This window comes from Variovorax atrisoli (genome assembly GCF_014195185.1).
Classification (GTDB): Bacteria; Pseudomonadota; Gammaproteobacteria; order Burkholderiales; family Burkholderiaceae_C; genus Variovorax; species Variovorax atrisoli.
Genome location: NZ_JACIBG010000006.1, coordinates 494,870 through 517,716, shown reverse-complemented (window position 1 = coordinate 517,716; position 22,847 = coordinate 494,870). Strand labels below are relative to the sequence as shown.

22 protein-coding genes are annotated in these 22,847 nt (G+C 70.4%); 13 read left to right on the top strand and 9 right to left on the bottom strand.

Annotated elements, in window-relative coordinates; genetic code table 11:
• Positions 1–135: 135 nt before the first annotated feature.
• Positions 136–594 carry a helix-turn-helix transcriptional regulator gene (locus FHY06_RS35070; RefSeq protein WP_184606387.1) on the bottom strand — a complete coding sequence of 153 codons (459 nt, stop codon included), beginning with the start codon at positions 592–594 and terminating at the stop codon, positions 136–138.
• Positions 595–755: 161 nt separating this feature from the next.
• Here FHY06_RS35070 and FHY06_RS23020 point away from each other — a divergent pair, with 161 nt between their 5' ends.
• The 6 genes from FHY06_RS23020 to FHY06_RS22995 all read left to right on the top strand — a co-directional run bounded on the left by FHY06_RS23020 (position 756) and on the right by FHY06_RS22995 (position 6,772).
• Positions 756–1,817: a class I SAM-dependent methyltransferase gene (locus FHY06_RS23020; protein ID WP_026346650.1), complete on the top strand. Its 1,062-nt coding sequence runs from the start codon at positions 756–758 to the stop codon at positions 1,815–1,817.
• Positions 1,818–1,838: 21 nt separating this feature from the next.
• Complete coding sequence (locus FHY06_RS23015; RefSeq protein WP_184606386.1) at positions 1,839–2,063, top strand: DUF1059 domain-containing protein; 225 nt, start codon at positions 1,839–1,841, stop codon at positions 2,061–2,063.
• 196 nt (positions 2,064–2,259) lie between these two features.
• The gene (locus FHY06_RS23010; RefSeq protein WP_184606385.1) at positions 2,260–2,763 is read left to right on the top strand and encodes a (2Fe-2S)-binding protein; all 504 of its coding nucleotides are present in this window, start codon (positions 2,260–2,262) and stop codon (positions 2,761–2,763) included.
• A complete protein-coding gene (locus FHY06_RS23005; protein ID WP_184606384.1) occupies positions 2,760–5,039 on the top strand; it encodes a xanthine dehydrogenase family protein molybdopterin-binding subunit in 2,280 nt (759 codons plus the stop codon). Before FHY06_RS23010 ends, FHY06_RS23005 begins: the two co-directional genes overlap by 4 nt.
• Positions 5,036–6,355 (top strand): c-type cytochrome, encoded by a 1,320-nt coding sequence (locus FHY06_RS23000; protein WP_132755023.1) that lies wholly within the window; start codon positions 5,036–5,038, stop codon positions 6,353–6,355. The genes FHY06_RS23005 and FHY06_RS23000 overlap by 4 nt, the downstream gene beginning before the upstream one ends.
• Positions 6,356–6,400: 45 nt before the next feature.
• Positions 6,401–6,772 (top strand): hypothetical protein, encoded by a 372-nt coding sequence (locus FHY06_RS22995; RefSeq protein ID WP_132755021.1) that lies wholly within the window; start codon positions 6,401–6,403, stop codon positions 6,770–6,772.
• On the opposite strand, the gene FHY06_RS22990 is transcribed toward FHY06_RS22995, so the two are convergent.
• Positions 6,735–7,952 carry an arabinose transporter gene (locus FHY06_RS22990; protein ID WP_184606383.1) on the bottom strand — a complete coding sequence of 406 codons (1,218 nt, stop codon included), beginning with the start codon at positions 7,950–7,952 and terminating at the stop codon, positions 6,735–6,737. The two genes, FHY06_RS22995 and FHY06_RS22990, sit on opposite strands and share 38 nt — an antisense overlap.
• 170 nt (positions 7,953–8,122) lie before the next feature.
• Entirely contained in the window at positions 8,123–8,788 is a 666-nt protein-coding gene (locus FHY06_RS22985; protein WP_184606382.1) for an O-methyltransferase, read from the bottom strand.
• A gap of 82 nt (positions 8,789–8,870) precedes the next feature.
• Between FHY06_RS22985 and FHY06_RS22980 the strand changes: the two genes are divergently transcribed.
• Entirely contained in the window at positions 8,871–9,575 is a 705-nt protein-coding gene (locus tag FHY06_RS22980; RefSeq protein ID WP_207902265.1) for a TetR/AcrR family transcriptional regulator, read from the top strand.
• Positions 9,576–9,883: 308 nt separating this feature from the next.
• Entirely contained in the window at positions 9,884–13,018 is a 3,135-nt protein-coding gene (locus FHY06_RS22975; protein ID WP_184606381.1) for an autotransporter outer membrane beta-barrel domain-containing protein, read from the top strand.
• A 26-nt stretch (positions 13,019–13,044) separates the two neighbouring features.
• Here the strand turns inward: FHY06_RS22975 and FHY06_RS22970 are convergent, their stop codons facing one another.
• From FHY06_RS22970 to FHY06_RS34910, 3 genes are all read right to left on the bottom strand, one after another.
• A complete protein-coding gene (locus FHY06_RS22970; RefSeq protein ID WP_184606380.1) occupies positions 13,045–14,043 on the bottom strand; it encodes an alpha/beta fold hydrolase in 999 nt (332 codons plus the stop codon).
• 76 nt (positions 14,044–14,119) lie between these two features.
• The gene (locus tag FHY06_RS22965) at positions 14,120–14,926 is read right to left on the bottom strand and encodes a DUF1295 domain-containing protein (protein ID WP_184606379.1); all 807 of its coding nucleotides are present in this window, start codon (positions 14,924–14,926) and stop codon (positions 14,120–14,122) included.
• Positions 14,923–15,048, bottom strand: coding sequence for a hypothetical protein (locus FHY06_RS34910; protein ID WP_260310598.1), 126 nt, complete (start codon positions 15,046–15,048; stop codon positions 14,923–14,925). The genes FHY06_RS22965 and FHY06_RS34910 overlap by 4 nt, the downstream gene beginning before the upstream one ends.
• Positions 15,049–15,204: 156 nt before the next feature.
• On the opposite strand from FHY06_RS34910, the gene FHY06_RS22960 reads away from it, so the two are divergent.
• Both FHY06_RS22960 and FHY06_RS22955 read left to right on the top strand, forming a co-directional pair.
• Positions 15,205–15,561 carry a hypothetical protein gene (locus FHY06_RS22960; protein WP_145761767.1) on the top strand — a complete coding sequence of 119 codons (357 nt, stop codon included), beginning with the start codon at positions 15,205–15,207 and terminating at the stop codon, positions 15,559–15,561.
• 145 nt (positions 15,562–15,706) lie between these two features.
• A complete protein-coding gene (locus FHY06_RS22955) occupies positions 15,707–16,141 on the top strand; it encodes an SgcJ/EcaC family oxidoreductase (RefSeq protein ID WP_184606378.1) in 435 nt (144 codons plus the stop codon).
• An 18-nt stretch (positions 16,142–16,159) separates the two neighbouring features.
• Here FHY06_RS22955 and FHY06_RS22950 read toward each other — a convergent pair whose 3' ends face one another.
• Together FHY06_RS22950 and FHY06_RS22945 are read right to left on the bottom strand one after the other, a co-directional pair.
• Positions 16,160–17,200: a sensor domain-containing diguanylate cyclase gene (locus FHY06_RS22950; RefSeq protein ID WP_132755007.1), complete on the bottom strand. Its 1,041-nt coding sequence runs from the start codon at positions 17,198–17,200 to the stop codon at positions 16,160–16,162.
• Positions 17,201–17,318: 118 nt separating this feature from the next.
• A complete protein-coding gene (locus tag FHY06_RS22945) occupies positions 17,319–18,251 on the bottom strand; it encodes a LysR family transcriptional regulator (RefSeq protein ID WP_184606377.1) in 933 nt (310 codons plus the stop codon).
• A gap of 144 nt (positions 18,252–18,395) precedes the next feature.
• Here FHY06_RS22945 and FHY06_RS22940 point away from each other — a divergent pair, with 144 nt between their 5' ends.
• Positions 18,396–19,838, top strand: a complete 1,443-nt coding sequence (locus FHY06_RS22940) for an MFS transporter (protein WP_184606376.1) — start codon at positions 18,396–18,398, stop codon at positions 19,836–19,838.
• A gap of 59 nt (positions 19,839–19,897) precedes the next feature.
• Here FHY06_RS22940 and FHY06_RS22935 read toward each other — a convergent pair whose 3' ends face one another.
• On the bottom strand, positions 19,898–20,506 hold the full coding sequence (locus FHY06_RS22935) for a trimeric intracellular cation channel family protein (protein ID WP_184606375.1): 609 nt from the start codon (positions 20,504–20,506) through the stop codon (positions 19,898–19,900).
• 809 nt (positions 20,507–21,315) lie between these two features.
• Here FHY06_RS22935 and FHY06_RS22930 point away from each other — a divergent pair.
• Positions 21,316–22,554, top strand: a complete 1,239-nt coding sequence (locus tag FHY06_RS22930) for an EAL domain-containing protein (protein WP_221404339.1) — start codon at positions 21,316–21,318, stop codon at positions 22,552–22,554.
• Positions 22,551–22,838 (top strand): hypothetical protein, encoded by a 288-nt coding sequence (locus FHY06_RS22925; protein ID WP_184606373.1) that lies wholly within the window; start codon positions 22,551–22,553, stop codon positions 22,836–22,838. Before FHY06_RS22930 ends, FHY06_RS22925 begins: the two co-directional genes overlap by 4 nt.
• The last annotated feature ends 9 nt before the right edge of the window (positions 22,839–22,847 follow it).

Here is a 22,847-nt window from a genome sequence, read left to right as displayed (position 1 = left end):
GCCGGCTCGCGGGGGGGGGGGGGGGTGGGGGGGGGGCGGGGGGGGTGTGGGGGCCGCGGGCGCGGCGCGCCCCCCCCCCCCCCCCGCGCGCCCCCCCCCCCCCCCCCGACGCGCTGAGGGCCCTCCGGCGCAGCCTCAAGGCGCCCCGGCGTCCATGCCGAGCGCGCGCATCACGGCCGCGGTGCGCGTCTCCACGCCGAGCTTCACGTACACGTGCTCCAGGTGCTTGTGCACCGTGCGCGGGCTGATCTGGAGCAAGGCGGCGATCTCCGCGTCGGTCTTGCCGCGCGAGAGCCAGCGCATGACCTCGCCTTCGCGCGGCGTGAGCACCGGCGGCAAGGAGGGCCGCGCCGGCTCCTCCGCTCGGCAGGCCAGCCGGTACAGCAGGGCCACCGCCACCGCGTGCTCCAGCCCCGCGCGGCGGTAGTGCTCGGCCTGCATCGAGGCGCGGCGGAACTCGCGCTTGCGGGGTGCCTTGGCCGCGTTGCGGCGGATCGCATGCACGCCGTGATGCCGCACGAGCGGCTGCCCGGATTCCAGCTGCTCCAGCAGGCGAAGTGCGCTCGCGCAATCGCCGCGCGTGAGATGCGTCATGGCGTGCCCCTTGTCTCGCTTTCTTCTTCGTGCCGCATACGCATTGCTGCGTATGGCGCCTGCATGCACCGGGGCGGAGGATGTCGCGCTGTCCCCGTGCCGCGAAACCAGTATAGGCAGGCAGGGGACGCGCGAGCCGTCCGCCGGCGAAGGGGAAACACATGGCTATCGACGAAACAAGGCTTAACGCGTTCATGGGTAACTTCGTCCATGACATCGGCGCCGTGATGCACGCCGCGACCATCGTCGTGGGCGACCAGCTCGGCCTGTACAAGGAAATGGCGAAGGGCCCGGGCACAGCGGAAGAGCTGGCCCGGCGCACCGAGACCGATCCGCGCTACCTGCGCGAATGGCTCTCGGCGCAGGCCGCGAGCGGCTATGTCGAGTACGACCCGAAGGGCGAAGTTTTCTCGCTCTCCGAAGAGCAGGCCTTCGCGCTCGCCGAGGAAGGCAGCCCGGCCTTCGTGCCCGGCGCCTTCCAGATCGCGGTGGCGCAGTTCAAGGCCGTGCCCAAGATGGTCCAGGCCATGCGCACGGGCCTGGGCATCGGCTGGCACGAGCACGACCCCGCCCTGTTCCACGGCACCGAGCGCTTCTTCAGGCCGGGCTATGCGGCCAACCTCGTGAGCCAGTGGATACCGGCCCTCGAAGGGGTCGCCGCCGCACTCGAAAGGGGCGCGCGCGTGGCCGACGTGGGCTGCGGGCATGGCGCCTCGACTCTGCTGATGGCGCAGGCCTATCCAGCGTCGAGCTTCGTCGGCTTCGACTATCACGCGCCGTCGATCGAGCGCGCACGCGAGACGGCGCGCAAGGCCGGCATCGACGATCCGAAGCGGCTGAGCTTCGAGGTCGCGAGCGCGAAGGACTTTCCGGGCAGGGACTACGACCTCGTCGCCTTCTTCGACTGCCTGCACGACATGGGCGACCCGGTGGGCGCGGCGGCGCACGTGCGCGCCAGCCTCAGGCCGCAGGGCACCTGGATGCTGGTGGAGCCCTTCGCCAACGACCGGCTGGAGGACAACATGAACCCGGTGGGGCGCGTGTTCTATTCGGCCTCCAACTTCATCTGCACGCCCGCCTCGCGCTCGCAGGAAGTGGGCCTGTGCCTGGGCGCGCAGGCCGGCGAGGCGCGGCTTCGCGACGTGGCGGCCAAGGGCGGCTTCACGCACTTCCGCCGCGCCAGCGAGACGCCCTTCAACCTGATCTTCGAAGCACGTCCGTGAGGACATATTCAAGGAGTCGCCATGCCACGCCAATACATCGACTGCCGCGAGTACCCGAGCACGACGAACTGCAGCGTCGCGCTTTGCGCCGACAGCGAGAGCGAACTGCTCGACGCCGCGGTGCAGCACGCCGTGACCGTTCACGGCCACACAGACTCGCCCGAGCTGCGCAAGCAGCTCGCGAGCCTGTTCAAGAACGGCACGCCGCCGCTTCAGGCGCCGGCCGTTCAGAAGGTGCCTGCCTGACGCCGCTTCGCCCGCCCGGGGCATCGACGCTGCTGCAGTGCACGGCAGCGATGAATACCTTCGAATGAACGCAGGCCGGCGCCTGCGATGAAAGCAGCGCGCGCCGGTCGCACACACCCTTGCCCGCCAAGCGCGCTTTGCAAAGTCGCGCTATGGTTCGCTCCACCCACGGCGAACCGGAGAAAAGGCAAGGCTCATGATCGACATCAACATCAACGGCCAGTCCGTTGCCATCGACGCACCCGACGACATGCCCCTGCTCTGGGCACTGCGCGACATCGTCGGACTCACAGGCACCAAGTTCGGCTGCGGCATCGCGCAGTGCGGCGCCTGCACCGTGCACCTCGACGGCCAGCCCGTGCGATCGTGCGTGCTGCCGGTGGGCGCCATCGGCAAGAAGGCGGTCACCACCATCGAGGCGATCGAGCAGACGCCGGCCGGCAAGAGCATCCAGAAGGCCTGGCTCGACGTCGACGTGGTGCAGTGCGGCTACTGCCAGTCGGGCCAGATCATGTCGGCCGCCGCGCTGATACAGCGCACGCCCAACCCGAGCGATGCCGACATCGACCTGGCCATGTCGGGCAACGTCTGCCGGTGCTGCACCTACTCGCGCATCCGCGCGGCCATCAAGCAGGCCGCCACGGGCAAGGCCGAGGTGATGCAGTCGGTGGCGGTGATGCCGGCAAGGAGCGTATCATGAAGACCGTCGACCGTCCCGCCAGCGGCATCGGCATCGGAGGCATCAGCCGCCGCGCGGCCCTGCAGGCCGGCGGCCTCGCGCTGGCCTTCACGTGGCTGGGCACGGGCAAGGCCTTCGCCGCCATCAACCCGAGGCAGCAGCCGGGCGACGCGGCAGCCGCGCTCGCCGACGGCAACCCGGCCTTCGCGCCGAATGCCTTCATCCGCATCGATGCCGACGGCGGCGTGCGCCTGGTGATGCCGATGGCCGAGATGGGCCAGGCGATCTACACCGGTTCGGCGATGCTGCTTGCCGAGGAGCTCGGCGTCGATCTCGACCAGGTGCGCGTGGAGCACTCGCCGGCGAACGAGGCGCTCTACGGCATGCCGCTGCTCGGCGGCCAGATCACCGGCGGCTCGACCAGCACGCGCGGCACCTTCGGCGTGCTGCGCGAGGCCGGCGCCGTGGCGCGCACCCTGCTGGTGAGTGCCGCCGCGGCGCAATGGAAGGTCGACCCGGCGAGCTGCACCGTGGAGCGCGGCGTGGTGAGCCATGCGGCCTCGGGCCGGCAGCTCGGCTTCGGCGCGCTGGCCGGCGCCGCCGCAAAGCTGCCGATGCCGGCCAAGGTGGCCCTGAAGGAGCCGAAGGACTTCCGGCTCATCGGCCAGCCGCTGCGGCGCGTCGACTCGGCGGGCAAGGTCAACGGCACCGCGCAGTTCGGCATCGACGTGCGCGTGCCCGGCATGAAGGTGGCGACGGTCAGGGCGAGCCCCACGCTGGGCGGCGTGCTGGCCTCGGTGGACGACAAGGCCGCGCGCGCCATCCCCGGCGTGATCGACGTTCTTCGCATCAAGGACGCGGTGGCCGTGGTGGGCGAGCATTTCTGGGCCGCGAAGCGCGGCCTCGAGGCGCTGAAGCTGCAGTGGACGCCAGGGCGCAACGCCACGCTCACCACGCAGCAGCTGCGCGCGGCGCTGGCCGATGCGCTCGCGAAGGACAAGGCCATCGTCGGCAAGGAAACCGGCAAGCGGCCCGAAGGCACGCTGGTGCAGGCCACCTACGACCTGCCGATGCTCGCGCACGCGACCATGGAGCCGCTCAACACCACGGTGCACGTGCGGCCCGACGGCTGCGACATCTGGGTGGGAACGCAGGTGCCAGCGCGCTGCGTGGGCGTGGCCGCGAAGATCACCGGCCTGGCCGAAGACAAGGTGGTGCTGCACAACCAGTACCTGGGCGGCGGCTTCGGCCGCCGGCTGGAAACCGATTCGGTCGAGCAGGCCGTGGCCTTCGCAAAGCAGGTGCCCTATCCGCTCAAGGTGGTGTGGACACGCGAGGAAGACATCCGCCACGACATCGTGCGCCCCATGTACCACGACGATATCTCGGCCGTGGTCGACGGCGAAGGCCGCATCCAATGGTTCGGCGACCGCATCTCGGGCGGCACGGTGCTGGGCCGCTGGGCGCCCGCCTTCATGGGCAAGGACGGCATGGACGGCGACCTCATCGAATGCGTGGCCGAGCCCTGCTACGACCTGCCGAACCTCAAGGTCGAATGGGTGCGGCACGACATGCCGGCTGGCCTGAACGTCGGCTGGTGGCGCGGCGTGGGCCCCACGCACAACCTCTTCGTGATGGAGAGCTTCATCGACGAACTCGCGCAACGCGCGAAGAAAGACCCGGTCGCCTACCGCCGCGCGATGCTGCAGAAGAACCCGCGCACGCTCGCGGTGCTCGACCTCGCGGCCAGCAGGATCGGCTGGGGCCAGGGCTCGCTGCCCGCGCGCGTGGGGCGCGGCGTGGCCGTGGGCGATGCCTTCGGCAGCCGCGTGTGCGCCATCATCGAGGCCGAAGTCTCGCCGCAGGGCGAGGTGCGCATGCGGCGCGCGGTGGTCGCGGTGGACTGCGGCATCGCAGTGAACGCGAGCTCCATCGAGGCGCAGATCCAGGGCGGGCTGCTGTTCGGGCTGAGCGCGGCTCTCTACAACGAGATCACGCTGCGCGACGGTGCCATCGAGCAGAGCAACTTCCACGACTACCGGACGCTGCGCATCAACGAAGCGCCGGCCATCGAGGTGCACTTGGTGAAGAGCGCCGAAGCCCCGGGCGGACTCGGCGAAGTCGGCACGGCCATCGCGGCACCGGCGCTGGCCAACGCGATCTTCGCCGCGACCGGGGTGCGACTGCGCGCGCTGCCGGTGAACCGCGCGCTGCTGGCGCAGGACAAGGAGGCGCTGAAGAAGAAGGTCGCCGATGCAGGGCCCGGCAAGGGATTCGACGAAGGGAGGTCGGCATGAAGCGGTTCTTCAAGACCCTGGCGGTGCTGGTCGTCGTCGGCGCCGCGCTCTACTTCTTCCTGAACCGCACCGACGGCTCCGCGGGCGAGGCGCCGGTGCTGGCCGGCGCACCCAGCAATGCAGCGCTGCTCGTGCGTGGCGAGTACCTCACCAAGGCCGCCGACTGCATCGCCTGCCACACGGTGCCCGGCGGCAAGGGCGAGCCCTTCGCAGGCGGCCTGCCCTTCGTGCTGCCCTTCGGCACGATCTACTCGTCGAACATCACGGCGGACCCCGAGACCGGCATCGGCAAGTGGAGCGACGACCAGTTCGTGCGCGCGCTGCACGACGGCGTGCGCGCCGACGGCAAGCGCCTGTACCCGGCCTTCCCGTACACCTCGTACACCGCGCTGAGCCGAAGCGACGTGCTCGCGATCAAGGCCTACCTGTTCAGCCTGCCCAAGGTGAACCAGCCGAACCGGGAGCCCGACCTCGGCTTCCCGTTCAACCAGCGCTGGGCCATGGGCTTCTGGAACGCGGCCTTCTTCAAGAGCGCCCGCTTCGAGGCCGACGCGTCGAAGCCGCTCGCGTGGAACCAGGGCAAGTACCTCGCCACCGCGCTGGGCCACTGCGCCGAATGCCACACGCCGCGCAACTTCGCCTTCGCGATGGACAAGGGCAACGAGCTCGCGGGCGAATCCATCCAGGGATGGCGCGCCTACAACATCACCTCCGACGCGAAGAACGGCATCGGCGCCTGGAGCGACGCCGAGATCGCCGCCTACCTCACGACCGGCCATGCCGAGGGACGCGGCTCGGCGTCGGGGCCGATGGGCGAGGCGGTGGAGCACAGCCTGCAGTACCTGAAGCCGGAAGACGCCTCGGCGCTCGTGAGCTACCTGCGCACGGTGCCGGCGAAAAGTGGCAAGAACCCGATCGAGATCGACGCGAAGGCGCCATGGGCGCTTGCGGCGAATGCCTCAGCGCCGGCCGCCAACACGGCCGAGGGCCACGAGCAGGGGCTCAGGCTCTTCGCTGCCGCCTGCGCGAGCTGCCACCAGTGGAACGGCAAGGGCCAGCAGACCGCCGACGCATCGCTGCTGGGAACGCGCGGCGTGAACGACCCCGACGGCTCCAACGTGACGCAGATGATCCTGCAGGGCGTGCGCATGCACGTGCACGACAGGGAGATCTACATGCCGGCCTTCGGCAAGGCCTACACCGACGCCGAGGTCGCGGCGCTGGCCAACTACGTCATCGCGCAGTTCGGCAACAAGCAGGCCGCGATCACGCCGGAGTTCGTCGCGAAGCAGCGCGCGCTGGGGCCGAGCCCCTGACCTGGGCGGCTGGTCACGGGGTTTCGCCGCATCTACACTGCGGCCATGAAGAGAACAGGGGAAGCACAGCGTGGACTGCAGCCCGTGGTGGAGCTGCGCAAGGATGCCTCGTCGTACGCCTACTCCGTTCGCGCGCCCCGCTCCAGGGGCGTGATACCTCCCAGCTCGTACCGCAACGGCGGCTTCGCCACGCTGGCCGATTGCCTCGGCGACGTGGCGCGTGCGCTGGGAGGCAACTTCTCGCGCATCTACGTGCGGCTCGATGGTCTCTGCGTCGGCGAGCGCGACCTCGTCGAGCTGCGGCTGGAGCCGCAGAAGGTCGCCTCCGAACTGAAGGCCGAGCTCGAAGCCGAACTGAAGGCCAAGGCCTCCTGCGCGGTCAGGGCCGAGAGCGTGTCTGAGCCCGGCGAAGGCTGATCGCGATCACCAGCCCCGCAGCCGCCGCGCCCGCGCCGGCCAGGAACACGCCACCATACCCCGCCCTGTCGGCCAGCGGACCCGTCAGCCCGTAGGCGACGTCCTGGAACGCGGAGAAGCCGCCCAGCGCCGTGCCGCGCAGATGCGGCTGCACCAGCTGCACGACCTCGCGCCCCATGGAAGGGAAGATCATCGAGCAGCCGAGCCCCGTGAGGAACGCGCCGACGAGGGCGAGCACAGGATCGGAAGCGCTCCAGATCAGCGCCTGCCCCACGGTCTCCACGGCCAGCGAGCCGATGGCCACGGGCAGCCCGCCCACGCGGTCCGGCAGATGCCCGAAGAGCACCCGCACCAGCACGAAGCCGCCGCCGAAGGCCGTCAGGCCCAGCCCGGCGAAGCGCCAGTGCTGATCGAGGAAGTGCAGCGTGAAGAACGCGCCGATCGCCGCGAAGCCGATGCCCTGCAGGCACACGATGGTGCCGTGCGGCCAGACCTGACCGATCACTCGCCAGAACGGCGGGCGCTCGGCACCGGGGTGCGCTGGCACCCCGGCCAGCCGCCAGATCGCCAGCATGCCGAGGCAGGGCAGGATCACGCCGACGCTCATGACGCCGGCGTACCCGAAGCGCTGCTGCAGCACGAGCCCGATCGGCCCGCCGACCGCCAGCGCGCCGTAGATGGCGGCGCCGACCAGAGCCAGCACCTTGCCCGAGCGCGCCGGCCCGACGAGCCCGATGCCCCAGCCGATGATGCCGACGCCGACCTGGCTTTCGCCGAGGCCGACCAGCAGCCGCCCCGCGAGCAGCACCAGGTAGGCCGTCCAGGGCGACGGCGCCAGCAGGCCCGCGAGCAGCGAGACCAGCGCCCCGCTCACGTAGAAGACCAGCCCGCGCGCCACGGCGGACTTGGCCCCGGCGCGGTCGGACTGCGTGCCGGCATACGCCCGGCTCAGCACGGTCGAGAGAAAGGCGATGCCCACGCCGAGCCCCGCCCACACGTTGCCCAGCCCGAGCTGCCCCGTCACGAAGATCGGCACGACCGGCAGGGACATGCCCACGCAGAGATAGGAGATGAAGAGGATGGCCGTCAGCAGCAGCAGGCGGCCCTGTGCGGGGTCGCGCGTCGATGCCGAAGGTGGTGGTGAGGATGAAGTCGCAGATGGTGTCGATGGGATGCTCATGGTGTCGTCCGGGTTGGATGTGTTCTCCCGGCCGGCCGGAGCGCGCATGCGGACGCACCCAGACCGGCAAGGATCGTGGAGTGCGTTGGTTGACGTCAGACGCTTACGGCCAGTGCGACTGGCACTGCGGACGCCGCGGCGTCCGCGTGGGGTTCAATGCGCGGGCGGGCTCATCCGAGGCGCATCGACAGCTCGACGTCCTCGCCGAAGGGCGTGGACAGGTAGCCCGAGGCGGGCGAGCGCACGTGCGCCAGGTACTCGGGGCTGTGGTCGGCGTTGTCGGCGACGACGAAGGCGCCCGGCCGCAGGCGGCTTTCGACCAGCGCGAGGATCTCGGGGTAGAGCGCCTTCGCACCGTCGAGCAGCAGCAGGTCGATCGAGTCGGGCAGGCCGGCAGCGAGCGTCTGCAGCGCGTCGCCCTCGCGGATCTCGACCAGGTCGGCCAGCCCGCCGGCTTCGAGGTTGCGGCGGGCGCGCGCCACCTTGGAGGGCTCGAACTCGGTGGTGACGACCCGGCCGCCGCCGTTGTCGCGCAGGGCCGCGGCGAGGTGCAGCGTCGAGATGCCGAAGGAGGTGCCGAACTCGACGATGTTCCGGGCGCCGCCGCTGCGCGCGAGCATGTACAGCAGCAGACCGGTCTCGCGCGAGACGGGCAGCGCAACATCCTTGAGCCGCGCGTAGAGATCGAGGTAGCCGGTCTTGCTGCGCATCAGCTGCGCGCGTTCTTCGTCGGAGAGGCCGGCGATAGCAGCGCTCGTCGCGGGCGATGCCTCGGCGGCCTCCTGGAACAGGCGCTCCAGCAGGGGCGCCAAGGGCTTGTCGGTGAGGGTTGTCACAGGGTTCTTCGTGTTGGAGTGAAGGTGCGCTCATAATATGAAGGAATATTCACATTTTCTATTCGCGTTGCGAACCACGCCCATGGCCGACCGCAAAAGCTCGCCGATCTCCTCTAGAAGAAAGCCCAAGCAGGCCCGCTCGAACGACCTCGTCGCGGCCATCCTCGAGGCAGCCCTTCAGGTTCTGGAGAAGGAAGGCGCGCAGCGCTTCACCACCACGCGCGTGGCCGAGCGGGCCGGCGTGAGCGTCGGATCGGTCTACCAGTACTTCCCGAACAAGGCGTCGATCCTCTTCCGGCTGCAGAGCGACGAGTGGAAGCAGACGAGCGAGATGCTCGGCGGCATCCTCGAGGACACGCAGCGCCCGCCGCTGGAGCGGCTGCGCATGCTGGTGCATGCCTTCGTGCGCTCGGAGTGCGAGGAAGCCGGAATGCGCGTGGCGCTCAGCGACGCCGCCCCGCTCTACCGGGACGCCCCCGAGGCGCACGAGGCACGCGCCGCCGGCGACCGCGTCATGAAGGCCTTCATGCGCGAAGCCCTGCCCCACGCCGTCGAGGCCACGCGCGCAATCGCCGCCGACCTGATCACGACCACGTTCAGCGCGGTCGGCAAGCAGTTCTCGGAGAGTCCGCGCACCGACGCCGAGATCGCCGCGTATTCGGACGCCATGGCCGACATGTTCTGCGCCTATCTCCGCAGCCTCGGGCACGGGCAGGAGCAAGCGCTGCAGCCACAGCAGAAGCGCGGGGAGGCCGGAAAGCGCCCTCGCCGCCCGGCAAGCCGCTAGCTTTTTTGTATTTCGCACGAAACATTGCTTACCTCTTGACGCAGTTCAGGGGATATCCGCGCCACGCGGCTTATCGCCCGTAGCCCGCCGGGCCGCAACCGCCGCTGCGGCCACGCAGCGTTATCGCGCTTCGGGCATCCGGCAGGGCCCGCTTAGGTACCCGCTTCCGGGCATATCGCCGGTCGCAACGCGTACTTACATTTTTGACTTGCAAATCGAAAACGACGGCATGTGCAGGCGGTGAACAGACACGCGCCCGCACGCGGGAGCCTGCCCGTTCAGGCGAGGAACGAACAAATTGGTAAGCCATGAACAAGGTTTTTCGGACCCTTTGGAATCCAGCCCGCGGCACTTGGGTCGCCGCACCCGAAACCTCGCGCGGCCACGCGCGCTCCGCCAGATCGGCTGAGCCGCAAACCTGCCACCTCGCCCTGGCGCCTGCCCTCGCGGCGCTGATGCTGGGTGCGGGCCCGGCACTGGCCGCAGGCGGCGCCGGCGGCCAGCCCACCAACGACACCTCGCTGCACGCCGGATCGGGCGGCGCCGACGGCAGCGGCGGCAGCGGCGGACTCAACGACACCACGGTGAACGCGAACGGAGGCGCCGGCGGATCGTCGACCAGCGCCGGCCCGACGGCCGGCTCCGCCGCCAGCACCGGCACCTTCGCCGGCGCCACCGCCGGCACGGGCGGCGCGGCTGGAGCCGGCAGCAACACCGTCAGCCCCGGCGTTCTGCAGGGCGACAACGGCGCGGCCGGCCAGTCGCAGACGGGCGACATGAGCAACGGCAACGGCTACGGCGGTGGCGGCGGCGGCGGCTTCCAGGGCGCGACCATCGGCAGCGGCGTCGGCTCTTCTTCCAACAGCTACACGGGCGGCGCCGGCGGGGCAGGCGGCAACGGCTACTGGGCGGCAGGCGGCGGCGGCGCGGGGGGCTACGGCTCCATCCTCCTCGGGCCGACCGGCAGCTACACGGCCACCGGCAGTTCGACCGGCGGCGCAGGCGGCAAGGGCGGCGACGCCTTCTCCCAAGGCGGTGGCGGCGGCGGCGGTGGCGGCGGCTTCCTCCTGAACGCGACCACGCCGGGCCTCGGCTTCACCAATACCGGCGCCATCGGCGGCGGCGCCGGCGGCGCGGGCGGCTCCGAGCTGCTGCCGGCCCGCAGCAATGCGTCGGGCGGCGGCGGCGGTGCGGGCGGCATCGGCATCACGCTGACGGGCAGCGCGCTGACTGTGACCAATTCGGGCGCGGTCTCCGGTGGCGCAGGGGGCGCGGGCGGTGCCGGCGGCGGCGGAGTCGGCGGCACCGGTGCACCCGGCGCGGGCGGCGACGGCGGCATCGGCCTGCGCGCGTCGGGCAGCAGCACCACGCTCGGCAACAGCGGCTCCATCACCGGCGGCAACGGCGGCGTCGGCGGCACCAACAGCAACGGCGGCGCGCGCGGCGCCAACGGCGCGGGCGGGGTGGGCGTGCTGGGCGCCAACCTCGGCATCATCAACAGCGGCAGCATCACCGGCGGCCTGGGCGGCGACGGCGTCACCCGCGCGGCCGCGGTGGAGTTCACCGGCGGCAGCAACAGCCTGACGCTGAACGCCGGCGCGGCGCTGACGGGCGCCGTCGCCATCGACAGCGGCGCCACCGCCAGCATCGTCGCGGGCGCCAACGGCCTGAGCCTGAGCAGCCCGCTGCTGCTGGGCGGCACCGGCACCATCGACACCAACGGCCACGACATGGGCTGGTCGGGACCCATCTCCGGAGCTGCCGGCCTGGTGAAGAGCGGCGCGGGCACGCTGACGCTGTCGGGCGCCAACGTCTACACCGGTCCCACCAGCATCAACGCCGGCACGCTGCGCGCCGGCGCGGCCGGTGCGCTCAGCAGCGCCAGCGCGTTCACCGTGGGCTCCGGCGCCACGCTCGACCTCGCCGGCAACAGCCAGACCGTCGCGTCGATGGCCAACAGCGGCACCGTGTCGCTGGTCGGCTCCGCACCGGGCACCACGCTGACCGTCACCGGCCCCTGGGTCGGCAATGGCGGCACGCTGCGCCTGGGCACGGCCCTCGGCAACAGCAGCAGCGCGACCGACAGGCTCGTGCTCAGCGGCAGCACCGCCATCGCCAGCGGCACGACCAACGTGCAGATCACCAACCTCGGCGGCCTGGGCGCGCTGACCACCGGCAACGGCATCGAGGTCGTCAGCGCGATCAACGGGGCCACCACCACCGCGCAAACCACGAAGAGCGCCTTCGCGCTGGCAGGAGGCCACGTCGATGCCGGCGCCTACGAATACCGGCTCTACGCAGCCGACGCGAGCGGTGCGGGCGAGAACTGGTACCTGCGCTCCAGCGCGGTCGTCACGCCGCCGGCCAACGGCGGCGGAAGCGGTAGCGGAGGCAGTGGAGGCAATGGCGGCGCTGGCAGCAGCGGCGGCAGCACAGGAGGTGGAGGCGGCATCTCCGTCCCCACCTACCGCGCCGAAGTACCGCTGTACGCCGCGCTGCCCGAGCAGTTCCGCCAGGCCAACCTGACGATGCTCGGCAGCATGCGCCAGCGGCTGGGCGACGACGGCCCGCCGCCCGGCAACGATGCCGGTCCCGCCATGCCCGACCAGGGCTACCGCCAGGCCTGGGCGCGCATCATCAGCACCGACCGCAGCATCAGCCAGGGCGGCACCGTGAGCCCCACCAGCAAGGGTCGCCTCTCGGGCTTCCAGGCAGGCACCGACCTCTGGGCCGACGCCCACTGGCGCGCGGGCGTCTACGTCGGCGAGCTCAACGGCGACATGAGCGTGAGCGGCTTCGCACGCGGCATCGTCAACTACGCAGCCGGCACCAACGACCTGCGCAGCCAGTACCTGGGCGCCTATGCCACCTGGAAGAACGACAGCGGCCTGTACGTCGACGGCGTGCTGCAGGCCGGACGCCACCGCTACACGGCGTCGCCCACGCTGGGCTTCTCCAGCACGGGCAAGGGCAGCAGCCTGCTGGCCTCCATCGAGGTGGGCCAGGCGTTCGCCATCGCGCCGGGCTGGACCATCGAGCCGCAGCTGCAGCTGGTGCACCAGCGCATCAGCCTGGACGATACCGGCATCGCCGCCGCACTGGTGCAGCAGCACAGCCACAGCGGCTGGCTCGCACGCGCGGGCGTGCGGGTGAAGGGCGAGATCGCCACCTCCGCCGGCCTGCTGCAGCCCTATGTGCGCTTCAACGTCTACCGCAGCGGCAGCGGCACCGACATCAGCCGCTTCGTCGGCCCGGCGGCCTACACCGACATCGCCACGCGCACCGGCGGCACGAGCACGGAGCTGGCGGCGGGCGCCACGCTGCAGCTCACGCAGAACGCGAGCCTGTATGCGGAGCTCGGCAAGACCTGGGCCTCGGGCGGCGCCGTGCGCACGAGGAGCAACGGCATCGAAGGGAGCGTGGGCGTGAAGATCCGCTGGTGACGGCTGCCACCAAGCGAGGCTGCTAGCTAGCGCCTGCCGCCTTCCGCGCGGACCGTGTCGACCACCGAAAGCACCGCCTCGGTCACCGCGGCCGGATCGTCGAACTGGATGTCGTGGCTGGACTTCGGTAGCGACAGGTGCCTGCCGCGCGAAGACCACGCCGCCTCCTCGACGTGAAGCTGCTGCCAGATGGCGAGCACCTCGCGGCCCTGCTCGGGCGTGATCTTCATTCCGCGAAGCTCTTCTTGCGTGTACGGCGCCATCGCGGTGAGCACCACCAGCGGACGGCTGCCCAGGTCGCGGAAGGCGCCGGCCTCGGCGAGCATCGCGTCGGTCGCGTCGCCCTCCGCCATCTGGGTGACCATGGATTTCGGTGCGTAGGCCCGTATCGCCTGCGCATCGTGCTCGCTCTGGTTCGGCGCCCTGGGCAGCAGCCTCGGCGCCATCGCCCTCAGCAGGCCGCTCCAGGAAAGCGACACCGCGATGCGCGAGCGCAGCGAGCGGGTCTCCTTCATGTAAGCCGCGACGCGCGCCACCTGGTCGGGGTGCGACGGGTCCACCAGCACCAGCCCCGCCACCTCATTGCCGAAGCGATGCGTGAAGGTCGTCGCGAAGAGGCCACCGAGCGACTGGCCCACGAGCACGAAGGGTCCGCGCTCGCCCGCACGGGTGAGCGCCTCGTGTAGATCGCTCGCCACCTGCCTCGCGCTGATCGGCGCATTCGACGGGTCGCTCCACATCAGCCCGGCGCGGCTGTAGGCGCACGCGCGCGTGCGCGCCGCCACGGCCGGCTGCACCGCCGACCAGCTCAGCGAGCCATCGACGCTCAGCCCGGCCTCGAACACGACGGTGGGCGAGCCGGAGCCGCGGCAGTCGAGCTGGATCCGGCGCCCGCCGCCGACGTCGACCATCGTTCCCGGCGCGGGAAAGTCGCGCTGCGCCCGGTAGCGGCCGAGCTGCTCGTACGCGACGCCCGCAAGGACGACCAGCGCGAGGAATGCCGTGCTCCAGAGGACGATGCGCATCGCTGCCGCGGAAGATCTGTTGGACGAAGGCTTCACCGCGGCAATCGTGCCACCGCCGGGCCGCCAGGGCCACCGGCTAGGGCTTCAGCCGAGCGGCGCGCACCGGTCCCGGCACGAATGCATTGGTGCGCTCGATGTAGTCGCGATAGGCCGGCCGGCGCTCGCCGATATCGCTTTCGAGCATGCGCACGCCCGAGACCTTCAGCAGCAGCCAGGTCATGAGCAGCGGCGACACGATGCTCCACGCCCCGCTCCACCCCGCGCCGCCGATGGCCATGAGCCAGATGCCCCACCACACGCAGGCCTCGCCGAAGTAGTTGGGGTGGCGCGTGTAGCGCCACAGGCCGCGGTCCATCACCTGGCCCCGGTTTGCGGGGTCGGCCTTGAAGCGCGCCATCTGCGCGTCGCCCACGGCCTCGAAGACAAAGCCGAACAGCCCCAGCGCAGCACCGAGCGCATCGAGCAGGCCCAGCGGCCGCTCGGCCGCCATGCCCGGCAGGAAAGGCGCCGACACGATCCAGGCGAGCACCGCCTGCAGCGCGAACACCAGGTACAGGCTCTTGAAACCGAAGTTGGGCTGGTTGCGCGCGCGGATCGCCTGGTAGCGGCGGTCTTCGCCGTGGCCCCAGTTGCGCCAGGTGATGTAGATGCAAAGCCGAAGCGCCCACGCGCTGCCGATCAGCGCCATGCACAACCCGCGCGCGGTCTGCGGCGCCGGCAGCAGCGCGAGATACACGAGCCCCGCGCCTGCGATCAGGATCGCCCATACGCGGTCGACGAGGCTCGCATCGTGCCGCACGAGGCTCACGGCCCAGGTGGCCAGCGCGAGCGAGGCGGTCCAGGCAAGGCCCGCGAGCGCGACGGCGGTGAGGCTGCCGGTCATGCGCGGTCCGGAGCCTCGATGCAGTCGGCCAGATCCTGCCGCCGCTCGGCGCTGCGGTCCTGACGCAACCCGCGGGCGCCCTGGCGGACCATGTCGTGGGCGGATGCGATGTCCTTCGGCATATGCGTTTCTTTTTTCCTCGTCGGGCATGCGCCGGATGGCGCGCTCCCACCGCTTGCGATACGCGCCGGCCCGGTTTTTGGATCATGCCCGCCTGAGCTAAAGTCGGCCACCATCCGGCGCCTCGACCGGCTGCATCCCTCCTCTGCCCGCAAGACATGCGCGACTTCCTCTACTACTCGCTGATGCTGCTTCTCGGATTCGCCTGGTACAGGTTCGGACAGAAGCTGCTGCGCAAGGGGCCGCGCGACGAGAACGACGAACTCACCAAGGGAATCGTCGGCCCGGTGGGCTTCCTGATGGCGGGCGGCATCTCCTGCTACCTCCTCTTCTACATGCTGCGCGCACTGGTCCGCCGCGAAGTGCCATGCGTGGGCAAGGCCTGCTCGGGACAGATCTACACGCTCGCGGCCAACCCCGGCGAGTTCTGGGCCAACGTGTTCTTCATTGCGTGGATGGTGGCGGCGCTGGTGTACGCGCTGTATGTGACGCTCAGGATCTGGTTCAGGGCCTGATTCGTCCCAACGTCCGCACAGCATGAAAGGCCGCTATCGGCCGGACTCGACCAGGTTCGACCGCAACGGCGGCAGGGGTCGTTGCGAAGCCGCTGTCGATCGCTGTAGATCGCGGCGCAAGCTGCACGAGGAAGACGAGATCACCATGCCCCATCCAAGCCTTCCCGAAGACATTCCCGGCACCTTCCAGGCCGCATGGAACGCCCACGACATGCAGGCCCTCGGCGCGCTGTTCCACGCGGACGCGACCTTCGTGAACCGCTTCGGGCACTACGTGCGCGGCGTCGAGGAGATCGTCGCCATGCACGCCCCCATCCACGCGAGCATCTACAGCGATTCGACGCTGGAGAACGAGTTGATCGACGTCGTGGCCCTGGGCGAAGACGCGGCGGTCACGCACTTCTGGAGCCGCCTCGCCGCCGGCGCGGCGCATCCGGCAGGGCCGCACGTCGTCGATACGCTGATCCTTGCCGTGCTGACGCGCCAGGCGGGCGCGTGGAGGATCAAGGCGCTGGAGAACGTGACGCTGACCGATCCCCGCACCGGAAAGACGGTGCTGCGGGACCGCGGCGCTCGATGAGCCGGAGCGCGCAGCCGCTCAGGCCGCGGCCATTTCGCGGCTGCCCGCGCCGGCGACCGCGTAGCGCTTCCGCTTGACGGCGTACATGGCCTCGTCGGCCAGCCGCAACGCATCCGCGGCCGAGGTGCTGCGCGGATCGACGGCCACCACGCCGACGCTCGCGCCGCGGTAGTCGAGCGTGGCGCCCGGAAGCCGCAGCTCGCCGATGGTGCTTTCGCTCAACCGGTCGGCGAGCGAGCGAGCCGCCGCATCGGGCGATTCTCCGAAGGCGGGGCCGGCACCGATCACCACGAACTCGTCGCCGCCGTTGCGCGCCAGCATGTCGCCTGCGCGCATCGACGCCGACAGACGCGCGGCCATGGCGACGAGGAACTCGTCGCCGACGTCGTGGCCGTGCGTGTCATTGATCTTCTTGAACCCGTCCATGTCGATGAAGCCGACCAGCACGCTGGTGCCGTCGCGCTCGCCCTGGGCCATCATCCTGCGCAGCCCGTCGATGAGCGTGCGGCGGTTCGGCAGGCCGGTGAGCGCGTCGGTGGAAGCCAGCGTGACGACCTCTGCGTGCGCCTTCTCGAGCTTCCTGTAGAGCAGCTCGCGCTCCACCTGCTGGCCGATGAGACGCGCGAACAGCTGCAGCACGGGCTCGGCATGCGGCGGCAGGGACTGCTGCTCGGAGCTCGCGGCGCACAGCGTGCCGAACAGGTCGCCGCTCTCGGTCTTGACCGGCGTGCTCACGTACGTCTGGATGCCGAGCTCCCTGGCCGCACCGGAATCGCCCCAGCAGCTGGCGACGTCGCCGGTGTAGGTGCGCCCTTCTTCCATGGCCCGCTTGCACAGCGTGTCGGCCCAGGGCACGGTGAGCCCCTCGGGAATGCTCAGCTGCCTCGCGTTGCGCGAGAAGAGGATGTGCTGCTGGCCCTTGTCGAGGTCGATGGTGGTGAGATAGGTCGATTCCAGCCCGGTCACCGCGCCGAGCATCTCGAGCATCGGACGCGTCAGGTCTTCCAGCGTCCTGGCCGAAGCCACCGAGTCGGAGAGTTGTTCGATCAGAGATTGCATACACGATATTTTGACGGCGAAGCGCCCGCCCCAGGCGCCGCTCTGCGACCTTTACCCGACGGTTACGGAGTCAGCGAAACATCAGGAAAGATACGAAGAAACCATTCGCCAGCTCTCGTCAGCGAGCGGGCGGGCCCTCGTCCCCCGTCAGATTCCGGCACAGCTCCAGCACCATGCCGCGCAGCCACCTGTGCGCGGGATCGCGATCCATGCGCGGATGCCACATCTGCGAGATGGTGATCCGGTCGGTGGGCATGGGCAGCGGAAAACAGCGCAGCGTGCTCTGGGCCCTCAGGCGCTCGAAGTACGAGGCCGGTATCAGCGCCACGAGATCGGTCGCAGCCGCGATCGACAGGGCAGAACCGAAGCTGGGCACCGTGACGGCGACGTTGCGCTTCAATCCCATCGCCGCCAGAGCCACGTCCGCCGGTCCTTCCTTGCGGCCATGCCGTGAAGTGATCACGTGGTCGCATGCGGCGTAGCGCTCGGGCGTGATCGCGGCTTCGGCCAGCAGCGGATGGCCCTCGCGCACCGCGGCGACGAACCGGTCCCGGTAGAGCGCCTGCACGCGCACTTCCGGCCCCGCCGAATCGCTCAGCACGCCCACATCGAGATCGATCAGTCCTTCGCGCAGCGGACGCACGTCCTTGTCGGGCTTGGGCGCGAAACGCAGGCGGACGCCTGGCGCCTCCTTCGCGACACGGGCCACGAGCACGTGCGCGAAGGCTTCGATGAATCCGTCGTTGGCCCGTATGGTGAAAAGGCGCTGGAGCGTGCGCGGGTCCATGGCCGCATCGGCGGGCTGGAGCACCGCGTGCGACTCCTGCACCAGGTCCCTCACGCGCTCGCGCAGTGCCAGGGCGTGCGGCGTGGGCACCATGCCGCGTCCTGCGCGCACCAGGAGCTGGTCGCCCGTGGCCTCGCGCAGCCGCGCCAGCGTGCGGCTCATGGCCGATTCGCTCAGCCCCATGCGCTCGGCGGCCTTCGCCACATTGCCTTCGGAAAGCAGCGCGTCGAGCGCGGTCAGCAGGTTGAGGTCGGCGTCCGGCATGACCGGACGCTAGCACAGCCGCCGCGTGCGGGAACAGGCGCCGCATGCAGGAACAACCTGCGTCCCGCGCTCTGGGCCGGTGCTGCGCCGCGTCCTATTCTGGATTCACGCAATCGAGCGTCTTCACTCCACAAGGCCACTCCCATGCTGCTTTCACCCCCGATCCATTCCCCCACTTCCTCCGCCGACTCGTCTGCCCCCGGCCCCCGCGCCGCTGCGCCCGAGACAGCGAACGATGCCGATGGCCTGCCGATGCCTCGGCGCATCGCAGCCGCCGCCGCGATCCTCGGCGCGGGCGCCCTCGTGGTGCTCGACGGCGCGATCGCCAACGTCGCGCTGCCGACCATGTCCGGGCAGTTGAACGCGACGGCTGCCGATGCGGTCTGGATCATCACGGCCTATCAGCTCGCGGTCGTCATGTTCCTGCTGCCAGCCTCGGCCATCGGCGCGCGGCTGGGCTATCACCGTGTGTTCGCGGGCGGCATCGCGCTGTTCAGCGCCGCGTCGGTGCTGTGCGCGCTTTCCCCTTCATTGCCGTGGCTGGTGGCCGCGCGTTGCCTGCAGGGGCTGGGCGCCGCCGCGGTGATGCCGCTCGGCCTGGCGCTGCTGCGCTTCACCTATCCGCGCCGGCTGCTGGCGCGCGCCATCGGCTGGAACGCGCTCTCGATCGCGGGCGCCACCGCGGCGGGGCCTTCCATCGGCGCCTTCATTCTCTCGACCGCCAGCTGGCCGTGGCTCTTCGCGGTGAACCTGCCGATCGGCATCCTCGTGCTGCTCGCATGCACGAAGCTGCCGCGCCCGGCATCGACGAGCGACCGCATCGATCTCTGGAGCATCGCGCTCAACGCGGTCATGTTCGCCACCTTCGTGCTCGGAAGCGACCGGCTGCCGTCGAGCCTGACGCACGGCGGCGCACTGCTCGGCGTGGCGGTGGTTTCCATGGTCCTGCTGGTGCGCCGCGAGACGAGCAGGAAGGCGCCGCTGGTGCCGCTCGACCTGCTGCGCGTGCACTCCTTCCGCATCTCGATCATCGCTTCGGTCTGCTGCTTCACCGGCCAGATGGCCAGCTACGTGGCACTGCCCTTCTACATCCAGCACGAGCTGGGCCAAAGCACCGCGGCCACCGGCCTGCTGATGACGCCCTGGCCCCTTGCGGTGATGCTGGCAGCGCCGCTGTCGGCGCGACTCGCGCAATGCGTGCCCACCGCATGGCTCTGCGCGGCGGGCAGCGCGTTCCTCGCGACCGGGCTGGCGCTGTGCGCGCTGTGGCCCATCCACGGCAACCCGGCACTGCCGATCGCACTCTTCACCAGCCTCGCCGGCTTCGGTTTCGGGCTCTTCCAGACGCCCAACAACCAGAACATGCTGCTGTCCGCACCCAAGGAACGCAGCGGCGCGGCCGGCGGCGCGCAGGGAACAGCGCGACTCACGGGGCTGACGCTCGGAAGCCTCGCGATGAGCCTGTTGTTCGGGCTGCTGCCGTCGCACACGGCCGTCCACCTGGGACTCGCGCTGGCGGCATCGACCGCTTTCGCGGGGAGCGTCGTGAGCCTACTCAGGAGCCCCGGAAGGGCCGCCGCGGCCTGAGCGAAGCGGCTCGGCCACCTCGGCCGTGCCGCCGGAACAAGCAGGAAGGAGTCATCGATCTAGGCTGGCAGCCGCAGCAGCGGCAGATGCCAGCCGCCATAGATGCCGCCCAGGCGCAGCGCCACGATCATCAGCACGCCCGAATGGAAGGCCCAGCGCCTGCCGACGCCGGCCGCCTGGAGCAGCAGGTAGGCGGCGATGCCCGCGATGGCGGCCGAGCCGTAGATGCCGCTGCTCAGCAGCAGCGGGACATGCGCGGTGAGCACGTCGCGCACCAGCCCGCCGGCCGCGCCGGTCATGGTGCCGACCAGCGTCACGATGACCACGGGCAGCCGCCGCCCCTCGGCGATCTGCGCACCGGTGATGGCGAAGAGCCCCAGCCCCAGCGCATCGGCCAAGGCCAGCGCATGCTCGGGCAGCGGCATGAATTGCACCCATGCGATGCCTGCCGCCGTCGCCGCGAGGATCACGTAGACATAGCGCACGTCTCGTATCCAGAACACCGGATGGCGGTCGAGCAGCAGGTCGCGCAGGGTGCCGCCGCCCACGGCAGTGACGGAGGCGATCACGAGCACGCCCAGCCAGTCGAGCCCCGCATGTCCGGCGGCCAGCACGCCGCTTATCGCGAACACGGCGACGCCCGCGAGATCGAACAGATACAACAGCATGGACTCCCTCGGTGCGGTGCCACTCCCGCCATGGTCCGCGGGGAGGCCGCGGCGATGGCGAAGAGTGCTGAGAAATCGGTGCCCGGCATTCTGCATGCACGAACAAGGCAGGGCGCCGCGAAGCCGCTCGGGCCGGGCCGCGAACCCGCCTTCGACCCGGAAACCGCGATTTGTCCTGGTCAGTGTTGACAAATGTGAACTGGCACACATTCGCGGTCCGAAAGCGAATGCGGGGTCCTACTGCAATCCGTAGTATTCATTTTGTTTCACAACTGTCCTACGGAGCTTGCACGTGATGGCCTGCAGACCCTCGTTCCACCGAACGTACGAGCCGCTCGATGCGGTTCATGGGGCCGCCGCACGAACGCGTGGCCCCGCCGAGCCGAAGGCCACATCCATGCCGTACACCTAGCAGCCGCGTACCGCGCGACGCCGTTGGCGAAGCGCCCCCTTTCCCACCTGTGACCCGATAGCCGATCGCCGGCACTCCGCCGAGGAGCGCCGTACTGCGTGAGGGATTCGCACGTCCGGTGATTTCCTGCTTTCCGTCTTGATTCCGCACCACCGCGCGGAATGGAGAAGTGTTGCCGCAAGAAACGCGGCCCCTTCTCCCTTCACCGGGTTCGAGAAAAGAAATTCGATCGAGGACGCAAATGGCCGCTCTCTCATCACCGACCGCCTGGCCTGCAGGCACGCACCGGCCCGCCGCATGGGCGCAGCGTACGTCCGCGGCCAACCGCGCACATGGTTCACATGGCACGCAAGGCACACAAGGCACGCATGACTCCCATGGGCCGCTAGCCGAGCCCATGTCCAGGGCCTCCGGCGCATCCGTGGAGCGCGCCGCCGCACGCAGGGCCTGCGCCTTCGTGTTCATCGCGAACCTGCCGCACCTGGCCGAAGCCTACGGGCAGGACTTCGCATCCGCCGCGAGCCTCGAGGTGCAGCGCAGGCTGTGCGCCGGCTTCACCTCGCTGCCCTCTTCCGACATGGCGCGGCTGCGCGACGACTGCTTCCTGGTGTGGGCCAACGAGGCCTTCGAATGCGGCCCCTTCGGCATCCACGAAGCGGGCAAGGCATCGGGCGCCTCGCGGCGAGCGAGCCACCCGGTCGAGACGCTGCTCGCGGTGCTCGGTGCGGAGCCGGTGCGCTCCGGCGGCATCGCCGCGCTGGTGCAGCTGCATGCCGACTGGATCGACGTGCGTTCGCCGCAGCAGATGGGCGCCTCCGAGATCGAACTCACGCTGTGGACCGCGCAGCCCTTTCCCGATTCGCGCGAGAGCCGCGCCGACGGGTGGCGCCAGCTCTATCGCGCCGACATGGACGTCGCGGTGCGCGTGAGCGAAGCGCTGCGCGCCGACGAGCTCTCGTTCTCGTGGCAGCCGGTGGTGCATCCCGGCAGCGTCGCGACCACGCTGTACCGATCGGGCCGCGCTCGCATCGCACCCAGCCGAGGCGATGCGGCCTCGCTCGCGCCCGAAGTGTTCATGCCCTGCCTGCAGCGGCTGGGCCTCACGCGCGCCTTCGACCGCACCGCGATGCGGCGGGCCGTGGCCGCGCTGCGGCTGCAGCCTTCGGCGCACATCGGCGTGAGCATCTCGGCGCAGAGCATCCAGATCGACCACTGGTGGGCGTCTCTGCTCGCGGTTCTCGAAAGGGAGCCCGCGCTGGCCTCCCGCCTGGTGATCGAGATCGCGGGCAGCGCCTCGCTGCCCGACCTCGAGGCCGCGCACGACTTCTGCGTGCAGCTGCAGATGCGCGGCTGCCGCATCGCCGTCCGCGACTTCGGCGGCGGCGCGGACAACGTCGCTGCCGTACAGGCCTGCAAGCCCGACATCGTGAAGCTCGACGCGGCCCTGCTGCGCCGCGCGCGCGACAGCGAGTTCGGCCGCGAGTGCCTGCGCGGAATGCTGGCGACGAGCGCGCACTTCGCGCCGCACGTCGTCGTCGACGGCGTGGAGCGCGACGACGACGTGCACATCGCAGCCGACGCGGGCGCCCAGTGGCTGCAGGGCTACGGCATCGGCCGCGAGGGGGGCAAGCCATGAGCATCCCCGCCGACATGCAGCTGCGCCTCGCGCGGCTGAGCACCGACCTGCTGCAGATGCAGCGCGCCGTGCTGGAGCTCATGCAGGAATGCGGCCCGCGCGACCCCGGCGCCAGCGAGCAGGACCTCATCGCCGCAGCGCAGTACCGCGCGCTCGAAGCCGCGCTGCATGCGCCGAGGCACTCGGGTTCGGGCTCGGGTCCGGGCTCGCAGCGCAGCGAGGGCGGCGAGCTGCTCGCCTGGCCCGGCTTTCCACCACCCGTGCAGCGGGCGATGCGCGCCTGAGCGCGCGAG

Bases quoted from the DNA above. Each gene is read 5' to 3' on its own strand.
- FHY06_RS35070 (WP_184606387.1), bottom strand. From the start codon at position 594: ATGACGCATCTCACGCGCGGCGATTGCGCGAGCGCACTTCGCCTGCTG.
- FHY06_RS23020 (WP_026346650.1), top strand. From the start codon at position 756: ATGGCTATCGACGAAACAAGGCTTAACGCGTTCATGGGTAACTTCGTC.
- FHY06_RS23015 (WP_184606386.1), top strand. From the start codon at position 1,839: ATGCCACGCCAATACATCGACTGCCGCGAGTACCCGAGCACGACGAAC.
- FHY06_RS23010 (WP_184606385.1), top strand. From the start codon at position 2,260: ATGATCGACATCAACATCAACGGCCAGTCCGTTGCCATCGACGCACCC.
- FHY06_RS23005 (WP_184606384.1), top strand. From the start codon at position 2,760: ATGAAGACCGTCGACCGTCCCGCCAGCGGCATCGGCATCGGAGGCATC.
- FHY06_RS23000 (WP_132755023.1), top strand. From the start codon at position 5,036: ATGAAGCGGTTCTTCAAGACCCTGGCGGTGCTGGTCGTCGTCGGCGCC.
- FHY06_RS22995 (WP_132755021.1), top strand. From the start codon at position 6,401: ATGAAGAGAACAGGGGAAGCACAGCGTGGACTGCAGCCCGTGGTGGAG.
- FHY06_RS22990 (WP_184606383.1), bottom strand. From the start codon at position 7,952: ATGAGCATCCCATCGACACCATCTGCGACTTCATCCTCACCACCACCT.
- FHY06_RS22980 (WP_207902265.1), top strand. From the start codon at position 8,871: ATGGCCGACCGCAAAAGCTCGCCGATCTCCTCTAGAAGAAAGCCCAAG.
- FHY06_RS22975 (WP_184606381.1), top strand. From the start codon at position 9,884: ATGAACAAGGTTTTTCGGACCCTTTGGAATCCAGCCCGCGGCACTTGG.
- FHY06_RS22970 (WP_184606380.1), bottom strand. From the start codon at position 14,043: ATGCGCATCGTCCTCTGGAGCACGGCATTCCTCGCGCTGGTCGTCCTT.
- FHY06_RS22965 (WP_184606379.1), bottom strand. From the start codon at position 14,926: ATGACCGGCAGCCTCACCGCCGTCGCGCTCGCGGGCCTTGCCTGGACC.
- FHY06_RS34910 (WP_260310598.1), bottom strand. From the start codon at position 15,048: ATGCCGAAGGACATCGCATCCGCCCACGACATGGTCCGCCAGGGCGCC.
- FHY06_RS22960 (WP_145761767.1), top strand. From the start codon at position 15,205: ATGCGCGACTTCCTCTACTACTCGCTGATGCTGCTTCTCGGATTCGCC.
- FHY06_RS22955 (WP_184606378.1), top strand. From the start codon at position 15,707: ATGCCCCATCCAAGCCTTCCCGAAGACATTCCCGGCACCTTCCAGGCC.
- FHY06_RS22950 (WP_132755007.1), bottom strand. From the start codon at position 17,200: ATGCAATCTCTGATCGAACAACTCTCCGACTCGGTGGCTTCGGCCAGG.
- FHY06_RS22945 (WP_184606377.1), bottom strand. From the start codon at position 18,251: ATGCCGGACGCCGACCTCAACCTGCTGACCGCGCTCGACGCGCTGCTT.
- FHY06_RS22940 (WP_184606376.1), top strand. From the start codon at position 18,396: ATGCTGCTTTCACCCCCGATCCATTCCCCCACTTCCTCCGCCGACTCG.
- FHY06_RS22935 (WP_184606375.1), bottom strand. From the start codon at position 20,506: ATGCTGTTGTATCTGTTCGATCTCGCGGGCGTCGCCGTGTTCGCGATA.
- FHY06_RS22930 (WP_221404339.1), top strand. From the start codon at position 21,316: ATGTCCAGGGCCTCCGGCGCATCCGTGGAGCGCGCCGCCGCACGCAGG.
- FHY06_RS22925 (WP_184606373.1), top strand. From the start codon at position 22,551: ATGAGCATCCCCGCCGACATGCAGCTGCGCCTCGCGCGGCTGAGCACC.